Source organism: Bradyrhizobium agreste (genome assembly GCF_016031625.1).
In the GTDB taxonomy this organism is placed as follows: domain Bacteria; phylum Pseudomonadota; class Alphaproteobacteria; order Rhizobiales; family Xanthobacteraceae; genus Bradyrhizobium; species Bradyrhizobium agreste.
Map to the genome: position 1 here is coordinate 23,399 of NZ_JACCHP010000024.1, position 18,154 is coordinate 41,552.

General features: G+C 65.2%; 17 protein-coding genes. 8 read left to right on the forward strand and 9 right to left on the reverse strand.

The window, feature by feature from the left end:
* Positions 1–207 precede the first annotated feature (207 nt).
* Complete coding sequence (locus tag HZZ13_RS29150) at positions 208–1,884, reverse strand: mucoidy inhibitor MuiA family protein (protein WP_197962963.1); 1,677 nt, start codon at positions 1,882–1,884, stop codon at positions 208–210.
* A gap of 160 nt (positions 1,885–2,044) precedes the next feature.
* Positions 2,045–3,262 carry an NnrS family protein gene (locus HZZ13_RS29155; protein ID WP_197962964.1) on the reverse strand — a complete coding sequence of 406 codons (1,218 nt, stop codon included), beginning with the start codon at positions 3,260–3,262 and terminating at the stop codon, positions 2,045–2,047.
* A 130-nt stretch (positions 3,263–3,392) separates the two neighbouring features.
* Between HZZ13_RS29155 and HZZ13_RS29160 the strand changes: the two genes are divergently transcribed.
* Positions 3,393–4,097, forward strand: a complete 705-nt coding sequence (locus HZZ13_RS29160; RefSeq protein WP_197962965.1) for a Crp/Fnr family transcriptional regulator — start codon at positions 3,393–3,395, stop codon at positions 4,095–4,097.
* Positions 4,098–4,203: 106 nt separating this feature from the next.
* Here HZZ13_RS29160 and HZZ13_RS29165 read toward each other — a convergent pair whose 3' ends face one another.
* A complete protein-coding gene (locus tag HZZ13_RS29165) occupies positions 4,204–4,401 on the reverse strand; it encodes a DUF1858 domain-containing protein (protein WP_197962966.1) in 198 nt (65 codons plus the stop codon).
* Here HZZ13_RS29165 and HZZ13_RS37265 point away from each other — a divergent pair.
* On the forward strand, positions 4,400–4,531 hold the full coding sequence (locus tag HZZ13_RS37265; protein WP_283817191.1) for a hypothetical protein: 132 nt from the start codon (positions 4,400–4,402) through the stop codon (positions 4,529–4,531). The two genes, HZZ13_RS29165 and HZZ13_RS37265, sit on opposite strands and share 2 nt — an antisense overlap.
* Before the next feature lie 50 nt (positions 4,532–4,581).
* Here HZZ13_RS37265 and hemN read toward each other — a convergent pair whose 3' ends face one another.
* Entirely contained in the window at positions 4,582–5,934 is a 1,353-nt protein-coding gene (hemN, locus tag HZZ13_RS29170) for an oxygen-independent coproporphyrinogen III oxidase (protein ID WP_197962967.1), read from the reverse strand.
* Positions 5,935–6,097: 163 nt separating this feature from the next.
* Here hemN and HZZ13_RS29175 point away from each other — a divergent pair, with 163 nt between their 5' ends.
* The 3 genes from HZZ13_RS29175 (at position 6,098) to HZZ13_RS29185 (ending at position 8,597) form a co-directional block, all read left to right on the forward strand.
* The gene (locus tag HZZ13_RS29175; protein ID WP_197962968.1) at positions 6,098–6,298 is read left to right on the forward strand and encodes a hypothetical protein; all 201 of its coding nucleotides are present in this window, start codon (positions 6,098–6,100) and stop codon (positions 6,296–6,298) included.
* A gap of 302 nt (positions 6,299–6,600) precedes the next feature.
* A complete protein-coding gene (gene nirK, locus HZZ13_RS29180; RefSeq protein WP_197962969.1) occupies positions 6,601–7,725 on the forward strand; it encodes a copper-containing nitrite reductase in 1,125 nt (374 codons plus the stop codon).
* Between the two features lie 53 nt (positions 7,726–7,778).
* Positions 7,779–8,597 (forward strand): SUMF1/EgtB/PvdO family nonheme iron enzyme, encoded by an 819-nt coding sequence (locus HZZ13_RS29185; protein WP_197962970.1) that lies wholly within the window; start codon positions 7,779–7,781, stop codon positions 8,595–8,597.
* A 94-nt stretch (positions 8,598–8,691) separates the two neighbouring features.
* On the opposite strand, the gene HZZ13_RS29190 is transcribed toward HZZ13_RS29185, so the two are convergent.
* Genes HZZ13_RS29190 through HZZ13_RS29200 form a run of 3 tightly spaced genes read right to left on the reverse strand, consistent with a single transcriptional unit; the run spans position 8,692 to position 10,725 of the window.
* On the reverse strand, positions 8,692–9,327 hold the full coding sequence (locus HZZ13_RS29190; RefSeq protein WP_197962971.1) for a GNAT family N-acetyltransferase: 636 nt from the start codon (positions 9,325–9,327) through the stop codon (positions 8,692–8,694).
* A gap of 21 nt (positions 9,328–9,348) precedes the next feature.
* Positions 9,349–9,999, reverse strand: coding sequence for a CoA transferase subunit B (locus HZZ13_RS29195; RefSeq protein ID WP_197948214.1), 651 nt, complete (start codon positions 9,997–9,999; stop codon positions 9,349–9,351).
* Positions 10,000–10,017: 18 nt separating this feature from the next.
* Positions 10,018–10,725 (reverse strand): CoA transferase subunit A, encoded by a 708-nt coding sequence (locus tag HZZ13_RS29200; RefSeq protein WP_197962972.1) that lies wholly within the window; start codon positions 10,723–10,725, stop codon positions 10,018–10,020.
* A 288-nt stretch (positions 10,726–11,013) separates the two neighbouring features.
* Here HZZ13_RS29200 and HZZ13_RS29205 point away from each other — a divergent pair, with 288 nt between their 5' ends.
* Entirely contained in the window at positions 11,014–12,912 is a 1,899-nt protein-coding gene (locus HZZ13_RS29205) for an AsmA family protein (RefSeq protein ID WP_197963020.1), read from the forward strand.
* A gap of 20 nt (positions 12,913–12,932) precedes the next feature.
* Here the strand turns inward: HZZ13_RS29205 and dctA are convergent, their stop codons facing one another.
* Together dctA and HZZ13_RS29215 are read right to left on the reverse strand one after the other, a co-directional pair.
* Positions 12,933–14,318: a C4-dicarboxylate transporter DctA gene (dctA, locus tag HZZ13_RS29210; RefSeq protein ID WP_197962973.1), complete on the reverse strand. Its 1,386-nt coding sequence runs from the start codon at positions 14,316–14,318 to the stop codon at positions 12,933–12,935.
* A gap of 54 nt (positions 14,319–14,372) precedes the next feature.
* Positions 14,373–15,446: a 4-oxalomesaconate tautomerase gene (locus HZZ13_RS29215; protein WP_197962974.1), complete on the reverse strand. Its 1,074-nt coding sequence runs from the start codon at positions 15,444–15,446 to the stop codon at positions 14,373–14,375.
* Between the two features lie 118 nt (positions 15,447–15,564).
* Here HZZ13_RS29215 and HZZ13_RS29220 point away from each other — a divergent pair, with 118 nt between their 5' ends.
* Both HZZ13_RS29220 and HZZ13_RS29225 read left to right on the forward strand, forming a co-directional pair.
* Positions 15,565–16,545, forward strand: a complete 981-nt coding sequence (locus tag HZZ13_RS29220) for a LysR family transcriptional regulator (protein ID WP_197962975.1) — start codon at positions 15,565–15,567, stop codon at positions 16,543–16,545.
* Between the two features lie 194 nt (positions 16,546–16,739).
* Positions 16,740–18,125 carry an ABC transporter substrate-binding protein gene (locus tag HZZ13_RS29225; protein ID WP_197962976.1) on the forward strand — a complete coding sequence of 462 codons (1,386 nt, stop codon included), beginning with the start codon at positions 16,740–16,742 and terminating at the stop codon, positions 18,123–18,125.
* Positions 18,126–18,154 lie beyond the last annotated feature (29 nt).

The window sequence follows — 18,154 nt, forward strand, 5'->3', positions numbered from 1 at the left end:
GGTGCGTTCCCTCCCCCCTTGTGGGGGAGGGCTAGGGAGGGGGGTAGCCCAGCAAAAGGTGGCAGTGACCGGCGATGCATCGAGCCCGTTGCGCGACGGATAGAATCCCCGTGTGGCACCCCCCTCCCTGCCCCTCCCCACAAGGGGGGAGGGAACGGAGAGAGCACTGCTGCCGGCCGAACTCGATTCAACTTCAGGCCAACCGCCCTACCCCGCCGGGACGATCACCATGCTCTTGTCCTTCGGCCAGCGGATGCGCCAGGCGAAGTTGATGTCCCTGATCTCGCCGGGCTTGGCGTCGAAGGACCATTCCAGCACGCCGCGCTTGTCGCGGATGTTGCTTGCGGTCGGCTGGGTGCTCGAGGGCAGCATCTCGACGACGATGTCCTCGTTCTCGCTGACCGGCAGTTGATCCTCGATCGCGACGCGAATCGGGAAATCATGCCCGTTGCGGATCGTGGTCTTGAACGCGCGCTCGTCGGTCTTCGACGTCGCCACGAGCAGGCCGGCCGAACCTTCGTTGCGCTTGAGCACGGCGCGCTCGATCCTGACCTTGTCGTCGGCGCCGAACCCGAGCCGCACGATGTCGTCCTTGGCGGACGCTGTGATCTTGCCGCGGCCGACGAAGGTGCCGTCGCGGTAGATCGCGACCTTGCCCGGCAGCAGCGTCGTGTCGTCACTCTGCTTGAAGCTGGCTTCGAGGAAGGCGGTCGGGTCCAGCACCGGCGCTGCGCGGACGGCGAGATCGGCCGGCACGGTCATGGCCGCAATGCGCAGGCTCTTGGCCCCCTCGGCGGCGCCGAGGCTGACGCGGCCGGGAATTTTGAAGGTGGCCTGGAAGTCGCCGATCTCGGCGACAGCCTGCTGCTCGTCGGCGCGCTCGGTCGCCTCTGCGACCTTGGACATGGGCTCGAACTGCGCCGAACGCTGGCGGGCGGTTGGCGCCGGCCGCGCCAGATCGGAGACCGAACCTGCTGCCAGCGGCTTCGGCACTTGTGGATATTGCGCGATCAGTGAATGCAGCTCCGGGGCACTGCCGCCGCGGCTGATGCGGGTCGTGGAGACGCCGAGCGTCACGTTCGACCAGTCCTCGCCGGTGGACTGCGTCACCTCGGCGCGACGAACCAGTTCGAGCTGCGGCTTGCGATCCTTGGCGCCGGTATCGAGCCGGGCGTCGTAGAGCGGCACCCAGCGCGCGTTGCGCACGGCATAGGTCACGCGCAGCGTCGCCTTGGTCGCAGCGGCCGAGGCGACGTCGATCCGCACTTCCAGCTTGCTCGGCGGCTTGGCCGAGCGCTCGGCTTCCAATTCCGCGATCTGGCGGTCGAGCTCGCGCTGTTTTCGCGTAGCATCGCGAATTGCGCTGTCGGCGGTCGCGACCTCCTCGGCGACCGCGGCAAAGGCCGCGCGCCATTCGGTGATCGGGCGCGCCTCGCCCTTCTCGCCGAGGCCGGCCGGTGAAGCCTCAGCAAAATGCTGTGCGAACTTGCGCCGGGCATTGGCCGAGTCGATCGCACCCTGCAGATCGGCCCGTTGATCCCTCAACGCTTCGATGCGCTTGTCGAGCTCGGGCAGGTTGACCGGCGGCGCGGCCTTCGGCGGGCGTGCATCGATCGTGCCGATGGTGAGCTTGGCGCCCGCCTCGCCTTCGACGCGGAGGGAAGATGGATCGAGCGAGAGCGGAAAATCCTTGGCCACCAGCGTCGAATCGCCGGAGGCGAGATCCAAGGCAATGACGCGGGTGACGGTGGCGCCGTCGGGATAGACGGTCACGGTGTCAATCATGGACGTGGCGTCCACGTTGGCCGCCCATGACGGCGGTGCGAGGGCCGTGGTCACCAGGACCAGGCCGGTGGTTGCCAAACATTTGGCTGTGATGCGCATGAAGTCCCTCCTGCCGGTATCGCCGCGCCGCCAGCCGGACGCGCGCGATGAGATGCCTCGCCATCGTGGTTGGACGCGGCAGGGAAGGAACCGGTTCGATTGAGACTTCCGTGGGGCGCCGCCGCGACGGCACCATGGCTGCGGAACGCTCGGCGGTCCTTCAGGCCTGGGTCGGCGAAGCGGGCACGCCCATCGTGGCGAGCGCCCGCCGCCCGCTGCCGGCCAGCAACGGGCCGAACGCGACGGCAAATCCCAGGAAAGCGAGAATCCAGCCGCAGGCGGCGATATGCAGCAGCACGCCGCTATACGCGGGCAACACCACGGCAGCGACGCGGGCCAGGGCTGCGATGATGATTGCAGCATAGATTCCCTGGATCGCCGGCGAAGCCGTCAGGGCCTGTCCGGTATGGCCGAGGCTGGCGCGGGTCATCACCGCGAGGGTCATCGTTCCCGCCGCACCGGCCATCCAGGCATGGATGCCGGCGCTCGGCGGCAGCTCGCCGAAGGCGGCCACAGCGTTCAGGATGAAGCCGAGCGGCACGAAGACATAACCGACGTGCAGGATCAACAGCAGCCGCTCCCGCGTGGTGCGATCGCCGGCCCAGCGTGCAAGCCGAACCAGATGCAGCACGCCAACCACCGCCATCGCGACGCCGGTGACCGTGTTCAGCGGTGCCGCGATCCATGCGATCAGCGCGAGCGCGCTCAAGCCGATCACCGCGCCGTCGAATCGTCCGAACGGCACCGGCAGACGGCCGGGATTGAACTTGACCAGCCAGTTACGGGTGAAGCTCGGAATGATGCGGCCGCCGATCAAGCCGATCAGCAAAATGACCACGCCGATGCCGACGCGGATGCTGACGTCGGCCGCGCCTTCGTAGTGCGTTTCGACATGGAAGGCGACGTTGCCGGCGAGCAGAACCAGCACCAGCCCCACCACCGGCAGGTTGCGCCAGTTGCCGCCCGCGATGATCTCGCGCGTCGCGGCGGCAACGACCAATGCCAGGAACGCGGCATCGGCGACGAGCGCAAACGCCCAGCCGGTATTCGCCGACAGCGTCACCGCGACGCGCCCGGCAAGCCAGACCGTCAACAAGGCCGCGAGTGGCGCGCCCTGGATCGGCAGGCGCCCCGTCCAGTTCGGGATGGCGGTGAACAGGAACCCGGTGATGACAGCGGGCAGGAAGCCATAGAGCATCTCGTGGATGTGCCAGTCGCGCGGCGCGAATGCGGAGCTCACCGACAATTCGCCGTAGAACATCGGCAGCCAGGCCAGGATCGACAGCGCCGCCTGGACTGCGGCGAGCAGGAAAAAGGGGCGAAAGCTGTTCGCAAACAGCGGCCAGCCCGCAAAGTTGCGGGATCGGGCGCCAGCCATGGGGTCAACTCCAATCAATTCAGACCGTTGCTTGGAAAAATACTGCCCGCCGGACCGCCTCGTTTTGCGCTAACGCAAACTACCTGACGATTGCAGGTGCCATCACACTCCCTGTTGTCAGGGAGGCAGAATGGCCAAGGTCGACACATCGCTGGTTGCGCATTTGCCGCTGTTTGCGGGGATGACGCCGGAAGCTCTCGACGAGATCCTGCGTGAGGCCCGCTCGGCACGCTATCCCAAGAACAGTGCCATGCAGGGGGCGGACGCGCAGTGCTTCTTCCTGCTGCTGCACGGCCATGTCCGCGCGGCCAAGACTACGCCGGCCGGCGAGCAGATCGTGGTGCGCTATGTCACGCCCGGCGAGACGTTCGGGCTCGCGATGGCGATCGGAGCCGCGCGGTATCCGGCGACGGCGATGGCGGTCGATGACAGCGTCGTGCTGATCTGGCCGACCTCGGCCTGGCCGCGGCTGGTCGAGCGGTTCCCGGCGCTTGCCGCCAACACGCTCCAGACCGTCGGCACGCGGCTGCAGGAAAGTCACACCCGCATCCTGGAAATGTCGACCCAACAGGTGGAGCAACGCATCGCGCACGCGCTGCTGCGCCTCGCCAAGCAGTCCGGCAAGAAGCTCGACCACGGCATCGAGATCGACTTCCCGATCAGCCGCCAGGACATCGCACAGATGACGGGCACCACGCTGCACACCGTCAGCCGCATCCTGAGCGGCTGGGAGAGCCAGGGCCTCGTCGAGAGCGGCCGCCAGCGCATCATCCTGCGTGAGCCGCACAAGATCGTCGTGCTGGCGGAGCGGAGCGCCGACAGCGGCGCGGCGTAAGAGATACCTCTCTGCTCAAGATAGGGATGAGGGGCGCTTCCGCTTACGGCGAAAGCGCGCCCACGTCCGGGAATCCGCGCACACCTGCGCGATTCCCTGATCGTTTTCACGCCGGCACGCATTCGCTCAACGCGGCGAGGAAAGTGTCGCGGTCGATGCCATGCTCGCGGCAGGCGTCATCGACCGTGTGGAAGGTCGCGATCGGACAGCCGACACAAGCCATCCTGAAGGCGATAAACACGCGGATCGTGTGCGGCGCCGATTGCATGATGTCATCGACCAGATCGTCGGATCGGAAGGGCATGGACAACTCCATTCCGATCGACGATAGCGGCGCGGGACTGAGTTTCTTTGTTGGAGCGCAAGCTGGCTTGTCATTCCGGGGCGCGCGCAGCGCGAACCCGGAATCCATCGAGCAGCAACCAGTGCAATGAAATGGATTCCGGGTTCGCGCCAAGAGGCGCGCCCCGGAATGACAGGGGGGCTACACCGCCCGACTGTGCAGCTGCTTGCCCGGATCCAGATGCGCGTCGAACGCGGCGGCGACGCTGCGGACCAGGAAGCGCGAATCGCCAGCGACGGCGAGCCGCTCGCCATCGAGCCTCACGACGCCGTCGGAGATCAGGGGCTTCAGACGAGAGGCCGATTTCAGCATGGCGCCGGCCTCCGCGCCGTGGCGCGCGCAGATGTCGCCGAGATCGGCACCGAACTCGCACATGATGCGTTCGATGATGTCGGCGCGCAGCCGGTCGTCATCGGTGAGGCCATAGCCCTTCGCGGTGGCGAGGCGGCCGGCGGCGATGCTCTGCGCATAGGCGCCGATCTGCACCTCGTTCTGGACATAGCCCTGCGGCAGGTGCCCGATCGCGCTGGCGCCGAAGCCGAGCAGGACTTCGCTCCGGTCGGTGGTGTAGCCCTGGAAGTTGCGCCGCAGCGTGCCCTGCTCGAACGCCACGGCCATGGCATCGTCGGGCCGCGCGAAATGATCGAGCCCGATCTGCACGTAACCGGCTTCCTTCAGCGCATTGGCAATAGCGCAGGCCTGGTCGTGGCGCGCAAGTCCGTCGGGCAAGACGGCCTCATTGATCATGCGCTGGTGCTTTTTGAACTGTGGCACGTGAGCATAGCCGAACACCGAGAAGCGGCTGGGCGCGAGCGCGAGGCTGCGCCTAACCGTCTCCAGGCACGAAGCCACGGTCTGGTGCGGCAACCCGTAGATCAGGTCGAAGTTGATCCCCTCGATCCCGGCGCCGCGGAGCATCTCGACCACGGATGCCGTCTGCGCGAAGCTCTGCACGCGGTTGATCGCCCGCTGCACCACCGGATCGAAGCTCTGCACGCCGAGGCTCGCGCGGTTGACGCCGGAGAGCCGCATCGCCTCGACCATGTCCGCGGTCAATGTGCGGGGATCGATCTCGACCGCGATTTCGGCCGAGGGCAGCACGAAGAATTCCTGGCGCATCGTCGCCATCAGCTCGGCAAACGCGTCCGGCGCCATGATCGTCGGCGTACCGCCGCCGAAATGGATGTGCTCGACCTTGATGCGGTGGCCGATGGTTTCGGCGGTCAGCGCGATCTCGCTGCGCAGCGTCCGCTGGTAGCCGGCGATGAGCTCGTCGCGGCGGACGATCTGGGTATGGCAGCCGCAGTACCAGCACATCTCGCGGCAGAACGGCACGTGCAGATAAAGCGATGCGCTGGCGGCCACGGGCAGCTCCGTCAGCCAGCGGGCATAAACGTCCGGACCGATCGCGGGCGTGAAATGCGGTGCGGTCGGATAGCTGGTATAGCGTGGCAGGCGTTCTTCGCCGTAGATCGCCGCAAGATCAGCTCTCATGAGTTACCCATTCGTAAATGCCCGCCGCGCGCAGACATCGCGGCAAATCACGGAATGAATTCAAATAAACCGGATCGGAGGACGCGACTTTGCGCTCGCGCAAAGCGCGGGCACCGGTTCCCGGCCATGGTGAGGAAAATCGCGGCCATTCGGAGCGTTTGCCATGAGGCTTTTCGCACTCGAACTCATTCTCTCCCTGCTCGACGTCCGCGGCCATATCCCGCGTTTCGACGATTTCCGGCCGGCCCCAGCCGCGCCGCCCCCCGCCGGCGCGGCGCGCGCCCTGGCTGCCGCGACCGCCGTCTTCGCCGCGCTGGCGCTGGCGATCTGGGGATTGGTCTGGCTGGCCGTGAACCTGCTCTGACTGCCAGCGCCTTCGCCAAGGCCTGTCTTGCGATCTCATCCACGCGCATGAGCGCGGCGGTCGAGATCGCCATCCGGCTTGAACATGCAAACGAGTTGCCGCCGAGTTGACGCTCGGCCTCGATCGGCATCGCCCCCTGGGGACGCGGTGAGTTGGCATCGCCGATCCCGCTCCTTCGAGAAATCCAGGTCCTGTTGCCGAGGTGAATCCGGCGGAAGCTTGTCGCAGCGCAAACACGCTTGCCGTAACAGGCGCACACTGCACTCCGTCATCAAAACCATTTCAGATGAAGGATGCTTCCGATGTTCACCCGCAGAGCCGCATTGATCAGCGCCGCCGCGACCGCCCTGATGTTGGCGACCCCGGCTTTCGCCGCCGGCGATCTCAAGCTGCCGCGTCAGAAGGTGGAGCTGGTCGCTCCGCCCTTCGTGCACGCGCACGAGCAGGCCACGACGCAGGGCCCCAAGATCGTCGAGTTCAGGATGACGGTCGAGGAGAAGAAGGTCGTCATCGACGACAAGGGCACCACCTTCCAGGCGATGACGTTCAACGGCTCGATGCCGGGCCCGCTCATGGTCGTGCACGAGGGTGACTACGTCGAGCTGACGCTGGTCAATCCCGCGACCAACACCATGCCGCACAACATCGACTTCCATTCCGCGACCGGCGCGCTCGGCGGCGGCGAGCTCACGCTCATCAACCCCGGCGAGCAGGTCGTGCTGCGCTGGAAGGCGACCAAGACCGGCGTGTTCGTCTATCACTGCGCACCGGGCGGCCCGATGATCCCCTGGCACGTCGTCTCCGGCATGAACGGCGCCGTGATGGTGCTGCCACGCGAGGGGCTGAACGACGGCAAGGGCCACGCGCTGAAATACGACAAGGTCTACTATATCGGCGAGCAGGACATGTACGTGCCGCGTGACGAGAAGGGCAACTTCAAGTCCTACGAATCGCCGGGCGAAGCCTTCACCGACACCGAAGAGGTGATGAAGAAGCTGATCCCGACCCATGTCGTGTTCAACGGCAAGATCGGCGCTCTCACCGGCAAGAACGCGCTCACCGCGAAGGTCGGCGAGAACGTGCTGATCGTGCATTCGCAGGCCAATCGCGACAGCCGTCCGCATCTGATCGGCGGCCACGGCGACCATGTCTGGGAGACCGGCAAGTTCGGCAACGCGCCCGAGGTCGGGCTCGAGACCTGGTTCATCCGCGGTGGATCGGCGGGAGCTGCGCTGTACAAGTTCCAGCAGCCCGGCATCTACGCCTATGTCACGCATAACCTGATCGAGGCGGCCGATCTCGGCGCCACCGCGCACTTCAAGGTCGAAGGCAGGTGGAACGACGATCTGATGACCCAGGTGAAGGCACCTGCGGAAATCCCGGCGCAGACACAAGGCGCCCTCGAGACCGGTAGCAAGACCAACTGACCAAGCGAGAGGGGCCGGCGAACAACCGGCCCCTTCTTCTTCGGGGCACGACCATGCTGATCGCATTCAAGCTCAAACTGGCACTTGCCTGTGCGGCCGGGCTTGCGGGGCCACTGGCTGTTGCGCCGCTGGTCTCGGAGATGGCGACGCGCCACGCCGGAAGCGAGCCGGCCTTGGTCGAGGTCGCCGCGGGCAGCTTCTCTTATCGCGAGGCCGGCGATTTCACCCGCGGCGGACAGCAGGCCGAAGCGCCGCTGCGCATCATCCGGATGACCCGGCCGCTGCGCATCATGCGAAATCAGGTCGCCTCGTCCGACTATCAGCTTTGCGTGCAGGATGGCGCCTGCCGCGCGCTCGATCGCGACGTGGCGATCGCCGCCGATCGTCCCGCAGTGCAGGTGAGCTGGCACGACGCCGAGGCCTATGCAGGCTGGCTGTCGCGCAAGACCGGCCGTCATTACCGCCTGCCGAGCGACGAGGAATGGGCCTTTGCCGCCGGCTCCAGATTCCGGGATGACGGGGTACCGGTCGATGCAAGCGACCCTTCGAAGCGCTGGATCAGCCGCTACGAGCGCGAATCCGAGCGCGACCTCTCCGACACCACGGCCTATCGCTTCGGCAAGTTCGGCCCGAACGAGCATGGCGTCGAAGACCTCGCCGGCAATGTCTGGGAGTGGACCGCGACGTGCTTCGTGCGCTCGCGTGTCGATGACGCCGGCAATCCCGGGCGCGCGACCGTGAATTGCGGCGTGCGCGTCGCCGAGGGTGCACACCGCGCCTATGTCACCGACTTCATCCGCGACGCCCGTGCCGGCGGCTGCGCCCAGGGCGTGCCGCCCGCCAATCTCGGCTTCCGCCTGGTGCGCGAGTAGACGTCGTGGCTGGCCAGCGTCTCGGCGCGATGGGGCAAGCTGCGGGCGACGAGGTCGTAGCCAATATCGCTTCGCTCATGCGGGCTACAGCGTTTCACATCGTCCGCGCAAACATGCGAAAGCCGGGCGCGCCGACGATCGCTTCGAACGCGGGATCGCGCTTCTCTTCCGCAAAGACAAAGCCGGCCTTGGCGTAGGCGCGCTCGGCCGGCTCGTTGCCGATCAGGAATGAGATCGTCGCGCGGCGGAAGCCCGCTGCCCTTCCCTTTTCCAGCGCGGATTCGATCAAGCCTTGTACCAGGCCGCGGCCGCGATAATTGGGATCGGCTGCGACGTGCTCGATCATCCAGTCGCCCTCGCCGCCCTGAACCCAGCAATTCCGGATATAGGCACCGCGTCGGCGGATCGCCTCCAGCTCTGACACGGTCAACCCGGTCGCTGCGCCGACCTCCTCGATCGCAGCCCATGCCGCGGGCCCGGTACCGGCCGCGGGCACGGCGCAGAGCGCGGCGGCCGGCTGGCCTTCGCATTCAGCAATCAGGAAGTTTGAATGGTGCCACATCGACACCGCCTGCCCGGTCGCAATCGCAGCGATGAATTCACGGCACAGCTCTTCCGGCCAGCCGAGCGCAATGTCGAACCAGCCGCGGGGCCGGTAGCCGCGCTGCGACGACAGGATGGTTTGTGCGATGAATTCGGCATCTTCGGGACGCGCGGACCGTATCGTCATGCGCGCCCCTTTACGACGACCTTACGTGTTCTTCAGCGCCACGCGGAATTCGGCTTCGGTCTTGGCCTTGACCTCGTCGAGCGAGACGCCGTCGGCGAGTTCGATCAGCGCCATGCCGCCAGTGCCGTGCTTGTCGATGGTGAAGACGGCAAGATCGGTGACGACCATGTCGACCACGCGCTCGCCGGTCAGCGGCAGGTTGCACTTCTTCAGCAGCTTCGGACCGTCCTTGGCCGAATGCTCCATCACCACGACGACGCGCTTGACGCCGGCGACGAGATCCATCGCGCCACCCATGCCCTTGACCATCTTGCCGGGGATCATCCAGTTGGCGAGATCGCCGTTCTGGGCCACCTGCATGGCGCCGAGGATCGACAGATCCATGTGGCCGCCGCGGATCATGCCGAAGGAATCCGCGCTCGAGAAATACGAGGTCGAGGGCAGCTCGCTCACGGTCTGCTTGCCGGCATTGATGAGATCGGCGTCTTCCTCGCCCTCATAGGGAAACGGCCCCATGCCGAGCATGCCGTTTTCGCTCTGCAGGGAGACGTCCATGCCGTCGGGGATGTAGTTCGAGACCAGCGTCGGGATGCCGATGCCGAGATTGACGTAGTAGCCGTCACGCAATTCCTTCGCGGCGCGCGCGGCCATCTGTTCACGGGTCCAGGCCATATGAGTCTCCTGTTGCGCTTAAGCGGCGGGGCGCGGGCGGGTGTTGCGGAATTCGATGCGCTTCTTGGCCGTGCCGACCTCGACGATGCGCTTCACGAAGATGCCGGGCGTGTGGATGTGGTCCGGATTGAGTTCACCGGCCGGAACCAGATGCTCGACCTCGGCCACCGTGATCTTCGCGGCGGTCGCCATCATCGGGTTAAAGTTGCGCGCGGTCTTGCGGTAGATCAGGTTGCCGGCGGTGTCGCCCTTCCAGGCGTGCACGATGGCGAGGTCGGCGAACAGGCCGCGCTCCATCAGGTACTTCTCGCCGTCGAATTCCTTCACTTCCTTGCCTTCGGCGATCAGCGTGCCGACGCCGGTCTTGGTGTAGAAGGCCGGGATGCCGGCGCCGCCGGCGCGGATGCGCTCGGCCAGCGTGCCCTGCGGATTGAATTCGAGTTCCAGCTCGCCGGCGAGGTATTGCTGGGCGAACAGCTTGTTCTCGCCGACATAGGACGAGATCATCTTCTTGATCTGATGGGTTTCGAGCAGGCGGCTGAGGCCGATCCCGTCGACGCCGGCATTGTTGGAGACCACGGTCAGGCCCTTGACGCCGGAATCCCGGATCGCGTCCGACAGCTCCTCGGCAATGCCGCAGAGGCCGAAACCGCCCGACATGATCATCATGTTGTCTTTTAGAATACCGTCGAGCGCCGACTTGGCGTCGGGATAGACCTTGTTCATGCAAAAAACCTCGACTGAACCTTCGGCTTGCGGGCGCCGCGCCTCATTGGCGGCGATTATTAGGCGAAATCGTCCGAAGCCGTCAATGATACGGGGTTCTCCGCTCCGCCCCGGGGTGATAGAAGCTGCCCATGCCGTGGGCATAACCGTGCAGCGGCCTTGAAAGCGTCAAGAAAACCCATCAAGTTGCGGCACTTAACACCATAGGATCTGGGCACCGGCACGCAAGCTTTCGCGGCCTGCCCTTCTGGCTCCAACGACCAACCCGATCAGGACACGCCATTGACCATGGCCCAAGGAATGAAGCGCCTCGGGACGCCGATCGCGGCGCTGCTCGGCATTGCGCTGATCGCCCTGATCGCGACCTCCTGGCTCATCAACCGCGACGCGCTGCGCAAGGCGGTCGAAGCGCAGATCCGCGACGTCACCGGGCTCGAGCTCAATGTCGCAGGCAGCATCGACATCTCGGTGCTTCCGGCGAGCTACATCTCCTTCCGTGACGTCGGCCTCAAGGGCGGCGGCACCAGCGCTCCCGCGCTCCAGGTCGACGTGCTCACCGCGAATTTGCGGCTGCTGCCGCTGTTGCTGCAACGGTTCGAGATCGCCGACCTGACGCTGCTGCGGCCGCGCATCCACGTCAGCCTGCAGCCGGACGGCGAGAGCAACTGGACACCCTTCATCCAGACCATCGCACGCACCATGAAGCCCGGGGCCGAGAACCAGGTCTCGTTCTCCGAAATCCGCATCCAGGACGGCGTGCTCGATTACGAGGACGTTGCCACGCATGCCACCGAGAAGCTCGAGGACATCGACCTGTCGTTGGCCTGGCCTTCGATCTCGCGCTCCTTTGCCGCGACCGGGCAGTTCGACTGGCGCGGCGAGCGCGTCGACGGCTCGATCAGCTTTTCCGATTTCGTCGCCGCCCTCTCCGGCGACCGCTCCGGCCTGAAGGCGCGCATCGCCAGCGCGCCGCTCAAGCTCGCCTTTGACGGCAGCGTCGCCAATCGCACCAGCCCGATGATGGAGGGCACGCTCACGGTGGACAGCCCGTCCTTGCGCAACGCGCTGCGCTGGACCGGGCAGCCACAGCCCGGCAGCGGCGGCTTCGGCCGCTTCGTGCTGAAGGCGCGCGCCAACGTCGTCGGCGCCTCGATCGCGCTCACCAATGTCAATGTCGAGCTCGACGGCAATGCCGCCGAGGGCGTCATGACCTACGCCAATAACGGCCGGCAGACGCTGCAGGCCACGCTCGCCGCCGACGCGCTCGACTTCACACCTTATATCTCGACGTTCCGCCTGCTCGCGAGCGGCGCGCGCGAGTGGAACAGGCAGCTGTTCGATCTCCAGGGATTGTCGACCACCGACCTCGACATGCGCCTGTCGGCGGCCAAGCTGACGGTCGGGCCCACGAGGCTCGGCCGCACCGCGATCGGCGCCAATTTACGCAACGGCACGCTGGCGCTCTCGGTCGGCGAGGCGCAGGTCTATGGCGGGATCGCGAAAGGCTCGTTCGGCATCGCGCGGTCCGATACGGTCGCCGACATCAAGGCGCAATTCCAGTTCACCGACGTGGATCTGCAGGCCTGCGCCACCGAGCTGTTCGGCCTCAACAAGCTGTCCGGCCGCGGCAACATCAACGTCTCGCTCTTCGCTTCGGGCTCGAGCCCGTTCGGCCTCGTGCAGTCGCTCGACGGCAGCGCCACCGTGACCGGGCAAAACGGCGCGATCGCGGGCTTCAATGCCGAGCAGCTGCTGAAGCGGCTGGAGCGGCGGCCGCTGTCGGGCGGCGGCAATTTCCGCAACGGCTCGACGCCATACGACAAGCTCACGATCTCGGTGAAATTCTCCGACGGCATCGCAACCGCCGAGGACATCCGCATCGAGGGCCCGGCGGCCAAGATCACGCTGACCGGCACCGCCTCTGTGCCGGCGCGCGAATACGACATGAAGGGCGTGGCGAGCCTCAACACGGCGTCCGGCTTTCAATTGCCGTTCATGGTGCAAGGCCCCTGGGACGATCCCCTGATCTTTCCCGATCCCGAAAGCCTGATCCGGCAGTCGCCTGCGGCGTCTCCCTTCCTCGATCTCCTCAAGCAGCGGATCACGGGCGGCGGAAAGCGTCCCGACGGATCGCCGACGGCGGAGAACGCCAAGGAAAACGGCAAGGACAACGCCAAGTCCAACTGAGGCAAAGATCCGGCGCGGCGTCACGCGGCCGATTGGGTCGTCGAAATCCAGCTCTTGTCCTCCCGCATCACGGGTGCCACAGCGATGGTCGGCGCGGTCGCGACCGCAGGCGTGCTGCCCTGGCCCAGTTCACGGGCCAACACCTCGCGGTCGCAGGCGTTCTCCCACAGCGAAATGGTGATCGACGCCACACAATTGCTGACCATGCTGGTCAGCGCCCGCGCCTCCGACATGAAGCGGTCGATGCCGACGAGCAGTGCGACGCCAGTCACGGGCAGATCCGGCATCACCGAAAGTCTCGCGACAAGCGCGACGAAGCCGCTGCCGGTGACGCCGGCCGCCCCTTTGGACGTCAGCAGCATCAGCCCGAGCATCGCGGCGATCTGTCCCCACGACAGGTGAATGTCGCAGGCCTGCGCGATGAAGATGGACGCCAGGGTGAGATAGATCGCGCTGCCGTCCAGATTGAAGGAATAGCCCATCGGCAGCACGAGCCCCGAGACGCCCTTGCGGCATCCGAGCTGCTCCAGCTTGCGCAGCGCGCCAGGCAGCGCCGGCTCCGAGGACGACGTGCCGAGCACGATCAGCAATTCTTCCTTGAAGTAGCGGATGGTCTTCCACAGGCTGAAGCCGTTCAGTCGCGCCAGCGTGCCAAGCACGACCACCACGAAAACCGAGCAGGCGATGTAGAACGTGAGGATCAGCAGTCCGAGCGAGCCGATCGAGCGGATGCCGTAGCGGCCCACGGTGAACGCCATGGCCCCGAAGGCGCCGAGCGGCGCGAGCTTCATGATGAAGCCGAAGGACACGAACAGCACGTGAGAGAACGAGGCGACCGCCTTGGTCACCACCACGCCCCCATCGCCGGCGCGGCTGAGGCCAAAGGCGATCAGGATGGAGATGAGCAGGACCGGCAGCACTTCACCGTCGGCGAACGCTCCGAAGAACGAATGCGGGATGATGTGCAGCATGAAGTCGGTAAATCCGGTCGCGCTGGCCTGCTTGGTGAATTTCGCAGCCACCGACGGATCCAGCGTGCTGACGGAAACATGCATGCCGACACCCGGCTGGATCAGCCAAACGGCGACCAGCCCGGCCAGCAATGCGAGCACGGTCAGCAGGTAGAACAGCGCCATGGATTTCACCAGCGTGCGGCCGACCTCGCGGGAATCGCTGATGCTGGTGATGCCGCTCACGATGGTGCAGAACACGATCGGGGCGATCATCATCTTGACCAGCTTGACGAAGCCGTCGCCGAAGGGTTTTAGCGCAGCACCGAATTCAGGCCAGAAGTGACCGGTGAGGACACCGAGCGCGAGGCCAATCAGCACCTGGACATAGAGAATCCGGTAGAAGGGTTTTCCCGCCTCGGTGTTGGCGTGGCCACCCTGCGCTTCCTTGTGCATTCTCATCTCTCCCATGGCTCTGATTTTTCGTAATGGCTTCGGAGGCGGCGGGACTCAGGCCGCCAGCACCGAATGAGGTAGGTGTGACCGGCGGGCGAAGACGTGGCCCTCGAAGATCCGCCGGGCTGTCCGCAGCACCCGGGCAACCGGGCCCGGCTCGAGCCTGACCACGAGCTGGCCGGAGGGATGGGCCAGCGTGATCGGCACCGGCGGCGCCAGCTTTCCGGCCATCTCTGCGGCGATCGTTCCTGATGTGACGCATGCGGTCGCGATCGCGACAGCGCCTGTCACCGCCAGCGCGCTATGGCAGTCGTGCGGCATGAAGTACCTGACGTTCAACGTCGCCCCACTCGCGGGCGCGATCAGAACCGGCTTCGGGATCACCATCGAGGCGGGATTGGGAAAGCCCATCCGGCGTCCAGCCTCAATCCGCAAGTCCTCGAGGCGCGCACGAAAACTGCTGTCGGCAAAGTCGGAGGGGGCCTCGCGGCCGCTCCATCCCAGATCCGCCGCACGGACCAGCATGACCGGCATCGCCGCATCGAGGCAGGTCACGTCGATTCCGTTGATCGTGTCGACGGCTCGTCCCGTCGGCAGGAGGCGACCGGTGCGTGCGCCGGCCGCGTTGGGGAACGACAGCTCGATGGGCGCGGCCGTTCCCGGCACGCCATCGATCTGCGCCTCGCCCTCGTAGGTCACCCGCCCTCCCGGGGTGGCGACCGTCGCGTCGATCAGCTTGCCGGTGTTGACGTTGTGAATGCGCACATGGGTGCGATCGGCGGCGGCGGCGACGAAGCCAGCCTCGATTGCGAATGGCCCCACCCCCGCCAGCATGTTTCCGCAGTTCGGCGAGGTATCGACGATCCCTTCACGAACCCGCACCTGGGCGAACAAATAGTCGACGTCGGCGCCGGGCACCGATGCCGGTCCGACGATCGCGACCTTGTTGATGACGGCATTGCCGCCGCCGATGCCGTCGATTCCAAGGTCGTGTCCGCCTCCCATCACGGACAGCAGGACGGCGTCACGCGACCTCGCGTCTGCCGGAAGATCGCGGGCCAGGAAAAACGGCCCGCGCGAGGTACCCCCGCGCATGACCACACAGGGAATGGCAATCTGATCGTTCATGGAGCTGTTCCGTGCGGCGACACCTTCGCGCCGGCCAGAGCATCGCCCGGCAAAACTCTTTTGTGAAATGCAAATATCCGAGGTATTATTTCATATATCGGTATAATTGGAGGGTGCCATGAACGCGGAACTGCTCGACCTCAAGGCCTTCATCACCGTGGCGGAGACGGGAAGCTTCGTCCGCACCGCGCGGGCGCTGAACCTGTCCCAGCCCGCGCTCAGCCGGCGCATTCAGAAGCTGGAAGAAGGCCTCGGGGCGCCACTGCTCGAGCGCTCGACGCGCCACGTCAATCTCACCATGACGGGCCGCGACTTCCTGCCGAAGGTGCGCCGCCTCATCGACGAGTTCGAGACCTCGGTGCTCGCCATCCAAGATATCGGCGCGCGAAGTTCGGGCCTGGTCTCGGTGGCGGCGGTGCCGACCGCGGTGTTCTACTTCCTGCCGCGCGCGATCGGCCGGTTTGCCGAAGCCTATCCGCGCATTCGCATCCGGATTCTCGACATCGGCGCCAACGAGGGACTGGAAGCGGTCGCGCGCGGCGAGGCCGATTTCGGCATCAACTTCATCGGTGCCTCGCATGCCGAAATCGAGTTCGAGAAGCTGGTCGAGGATCCTTTCGTCCTCGCCTGCCGTCATGATCATCCGCTGGCATCGCGCAAGCAGGTCAGCTGGCCGGAGATCGTGCCGCACCGGGTCATCACCGTCGGTCGCAACAGCGGCAATCGTGCGCTGATCGACAACGCGCTGGCGCGACACGGCCTGCAGCTGAACTGGTCCTATGAAGTGGCTCACCTCTCCGGTTCGCTTGGCCTGGTCGAAGCGGGCCTCGGCATCGCCGTGCTACCGAAGCTCGCGACCCCCGCGGCCGGCCATCCGATCATTCAGACCATTCGGCTGATCGAGCCGGAAGTGTCGCGGACCATCGGCATCGTGCGGAGGCGCGGGGCTACTCTGTCCCCTCATGCCAGCCAGTTTCTCAAGATGCTGCTCGAAGCATGGCGCTCGCCTGCTCGGACCAGCGGGCAAGGCAGGCCACGCTCCCGATCCGCCGAGACGAGCTTGAATGCTGCTTCGATCCGCCCCAGAGGGAAACGCTGACGAGGCCAGACACCGCGAGGCGAATTGATTGGCGTGTATTGATGCGGCCTTTGGATCGATGCGCGAATTCGCATCTTCTTAGCCTCGTTCCAACCGCGACATAGGTCTGACAAGAAGCGGCTAGATCGGATGACGGCCATGCGCTAGTGTTTTATACGACCGGTTAAAACACCGGCCGTTTGAGGGAGAAAAACGTGAAATCCAAGGTTATCGGCGCAATCACACTGGCGGTCGCTGCAGCTGGGCTGTTTGCAGCCGCGGCACCCGCCTTTGCGCAGCAAAAGACGATTACGGTTTGGTGGGTCAAGGGCTTTTACAAGTCCGAGGACGAAGCGCTCGCCGAGACGATCAAGAAGTTTGAAGCCAAGACCGGCATCAAGGTCGAATTGTCGCAGTACGCGATCCAGGACATGATTCCGAAGACGGTCGCGGCGCTCGATGCCGGCACCGTGCCCGACGTCGCCTATTCCGACAGCTACGACGTGCAGGTACAGGGCAAATGGGCCTATGAGGGCAAGCTCGAGGACCTCACCGACGTCATGGAGCCGATCAAGGGCCGTTTCGTCCAGAACACGCTCGATGCCTCGATCCTCTACAACGACGTCGCCAAGAAGAAGTCTTATTACGGCTTTCCGCTGAAGCAGCAGAGCATGCACGTCCAGATCTGGAACGACATGCTGGAGAAGGCCGGCTTCAAGCAGAGCGACATCCCGAACGATTGGACGGGCTACTGGACGTTCTGGTGCGACAAGGTGCAGCCGGCGATCCGCAAGGCGACCGGCCAGCGCATTTACGCCGTCGGCCAGCCGATGGGCGTGGAATCCACCGACTCCTTCCAGTCGTTCTACACCTTCATGGACGCCTACCACGTCAAACTGGTCGATGACGACGGCAAGCTACTGGTGGACGATCCCACGGTTCGCGAGAACCTGATCAAGGCGATGAAGGACTATACCGACACTTACATCAAGGGCTGCACCCCGCCCTCCTCGACCACCTGGAAGGATCCCGACAACAACGTCGCGTTCCACAACAAGACGATCGTGATGACCCATAACTTCACGATCTCGATCGCGGCGAAATGGTTCGAGGATTCCCAGAACCAGAACCTCACGCCGGAACAACGGGAGGCCGGCAAGAAGGCTTACGAGCAGGACATCATCACGGCGTCGTTCCCGAAGGCGCCGGATGGCTCGACCATCCGCTACCGCTCCGATGTCAAGACCGGACTGGTCTTCACCGCGGCCAAGAACAAGGCCGAGGCCAAGCAGTTCATCAGCTTCCTGCTGCAGGAAGAGAACGTCCGTCCCTACATCGAGGGCGCGCTCGGCCGCTGGTTCCCGGTGACGAAGGAAAGCCAGGAAAGCCCGTTCTGGCAGGCTGACAAGCACCGCAAGGCGGTCTACGCCCAGTTCAAGGGCGGCACCGCGGCGTTCGACTTCACCAAGAACTGGAAGTTCACGATTCTCAACAACGAGAACGTGTGGGCGAAGGCGATGAACCGCGTGGTCAGCGAGAAGGTTCCCGTCGACAAGGCCGTCGACGAGTTGATCGCCCGCATCAAGCAGGTCGCGGGCTAAGGTCCATCCCTCCCTCTCCCCGTTCTTAC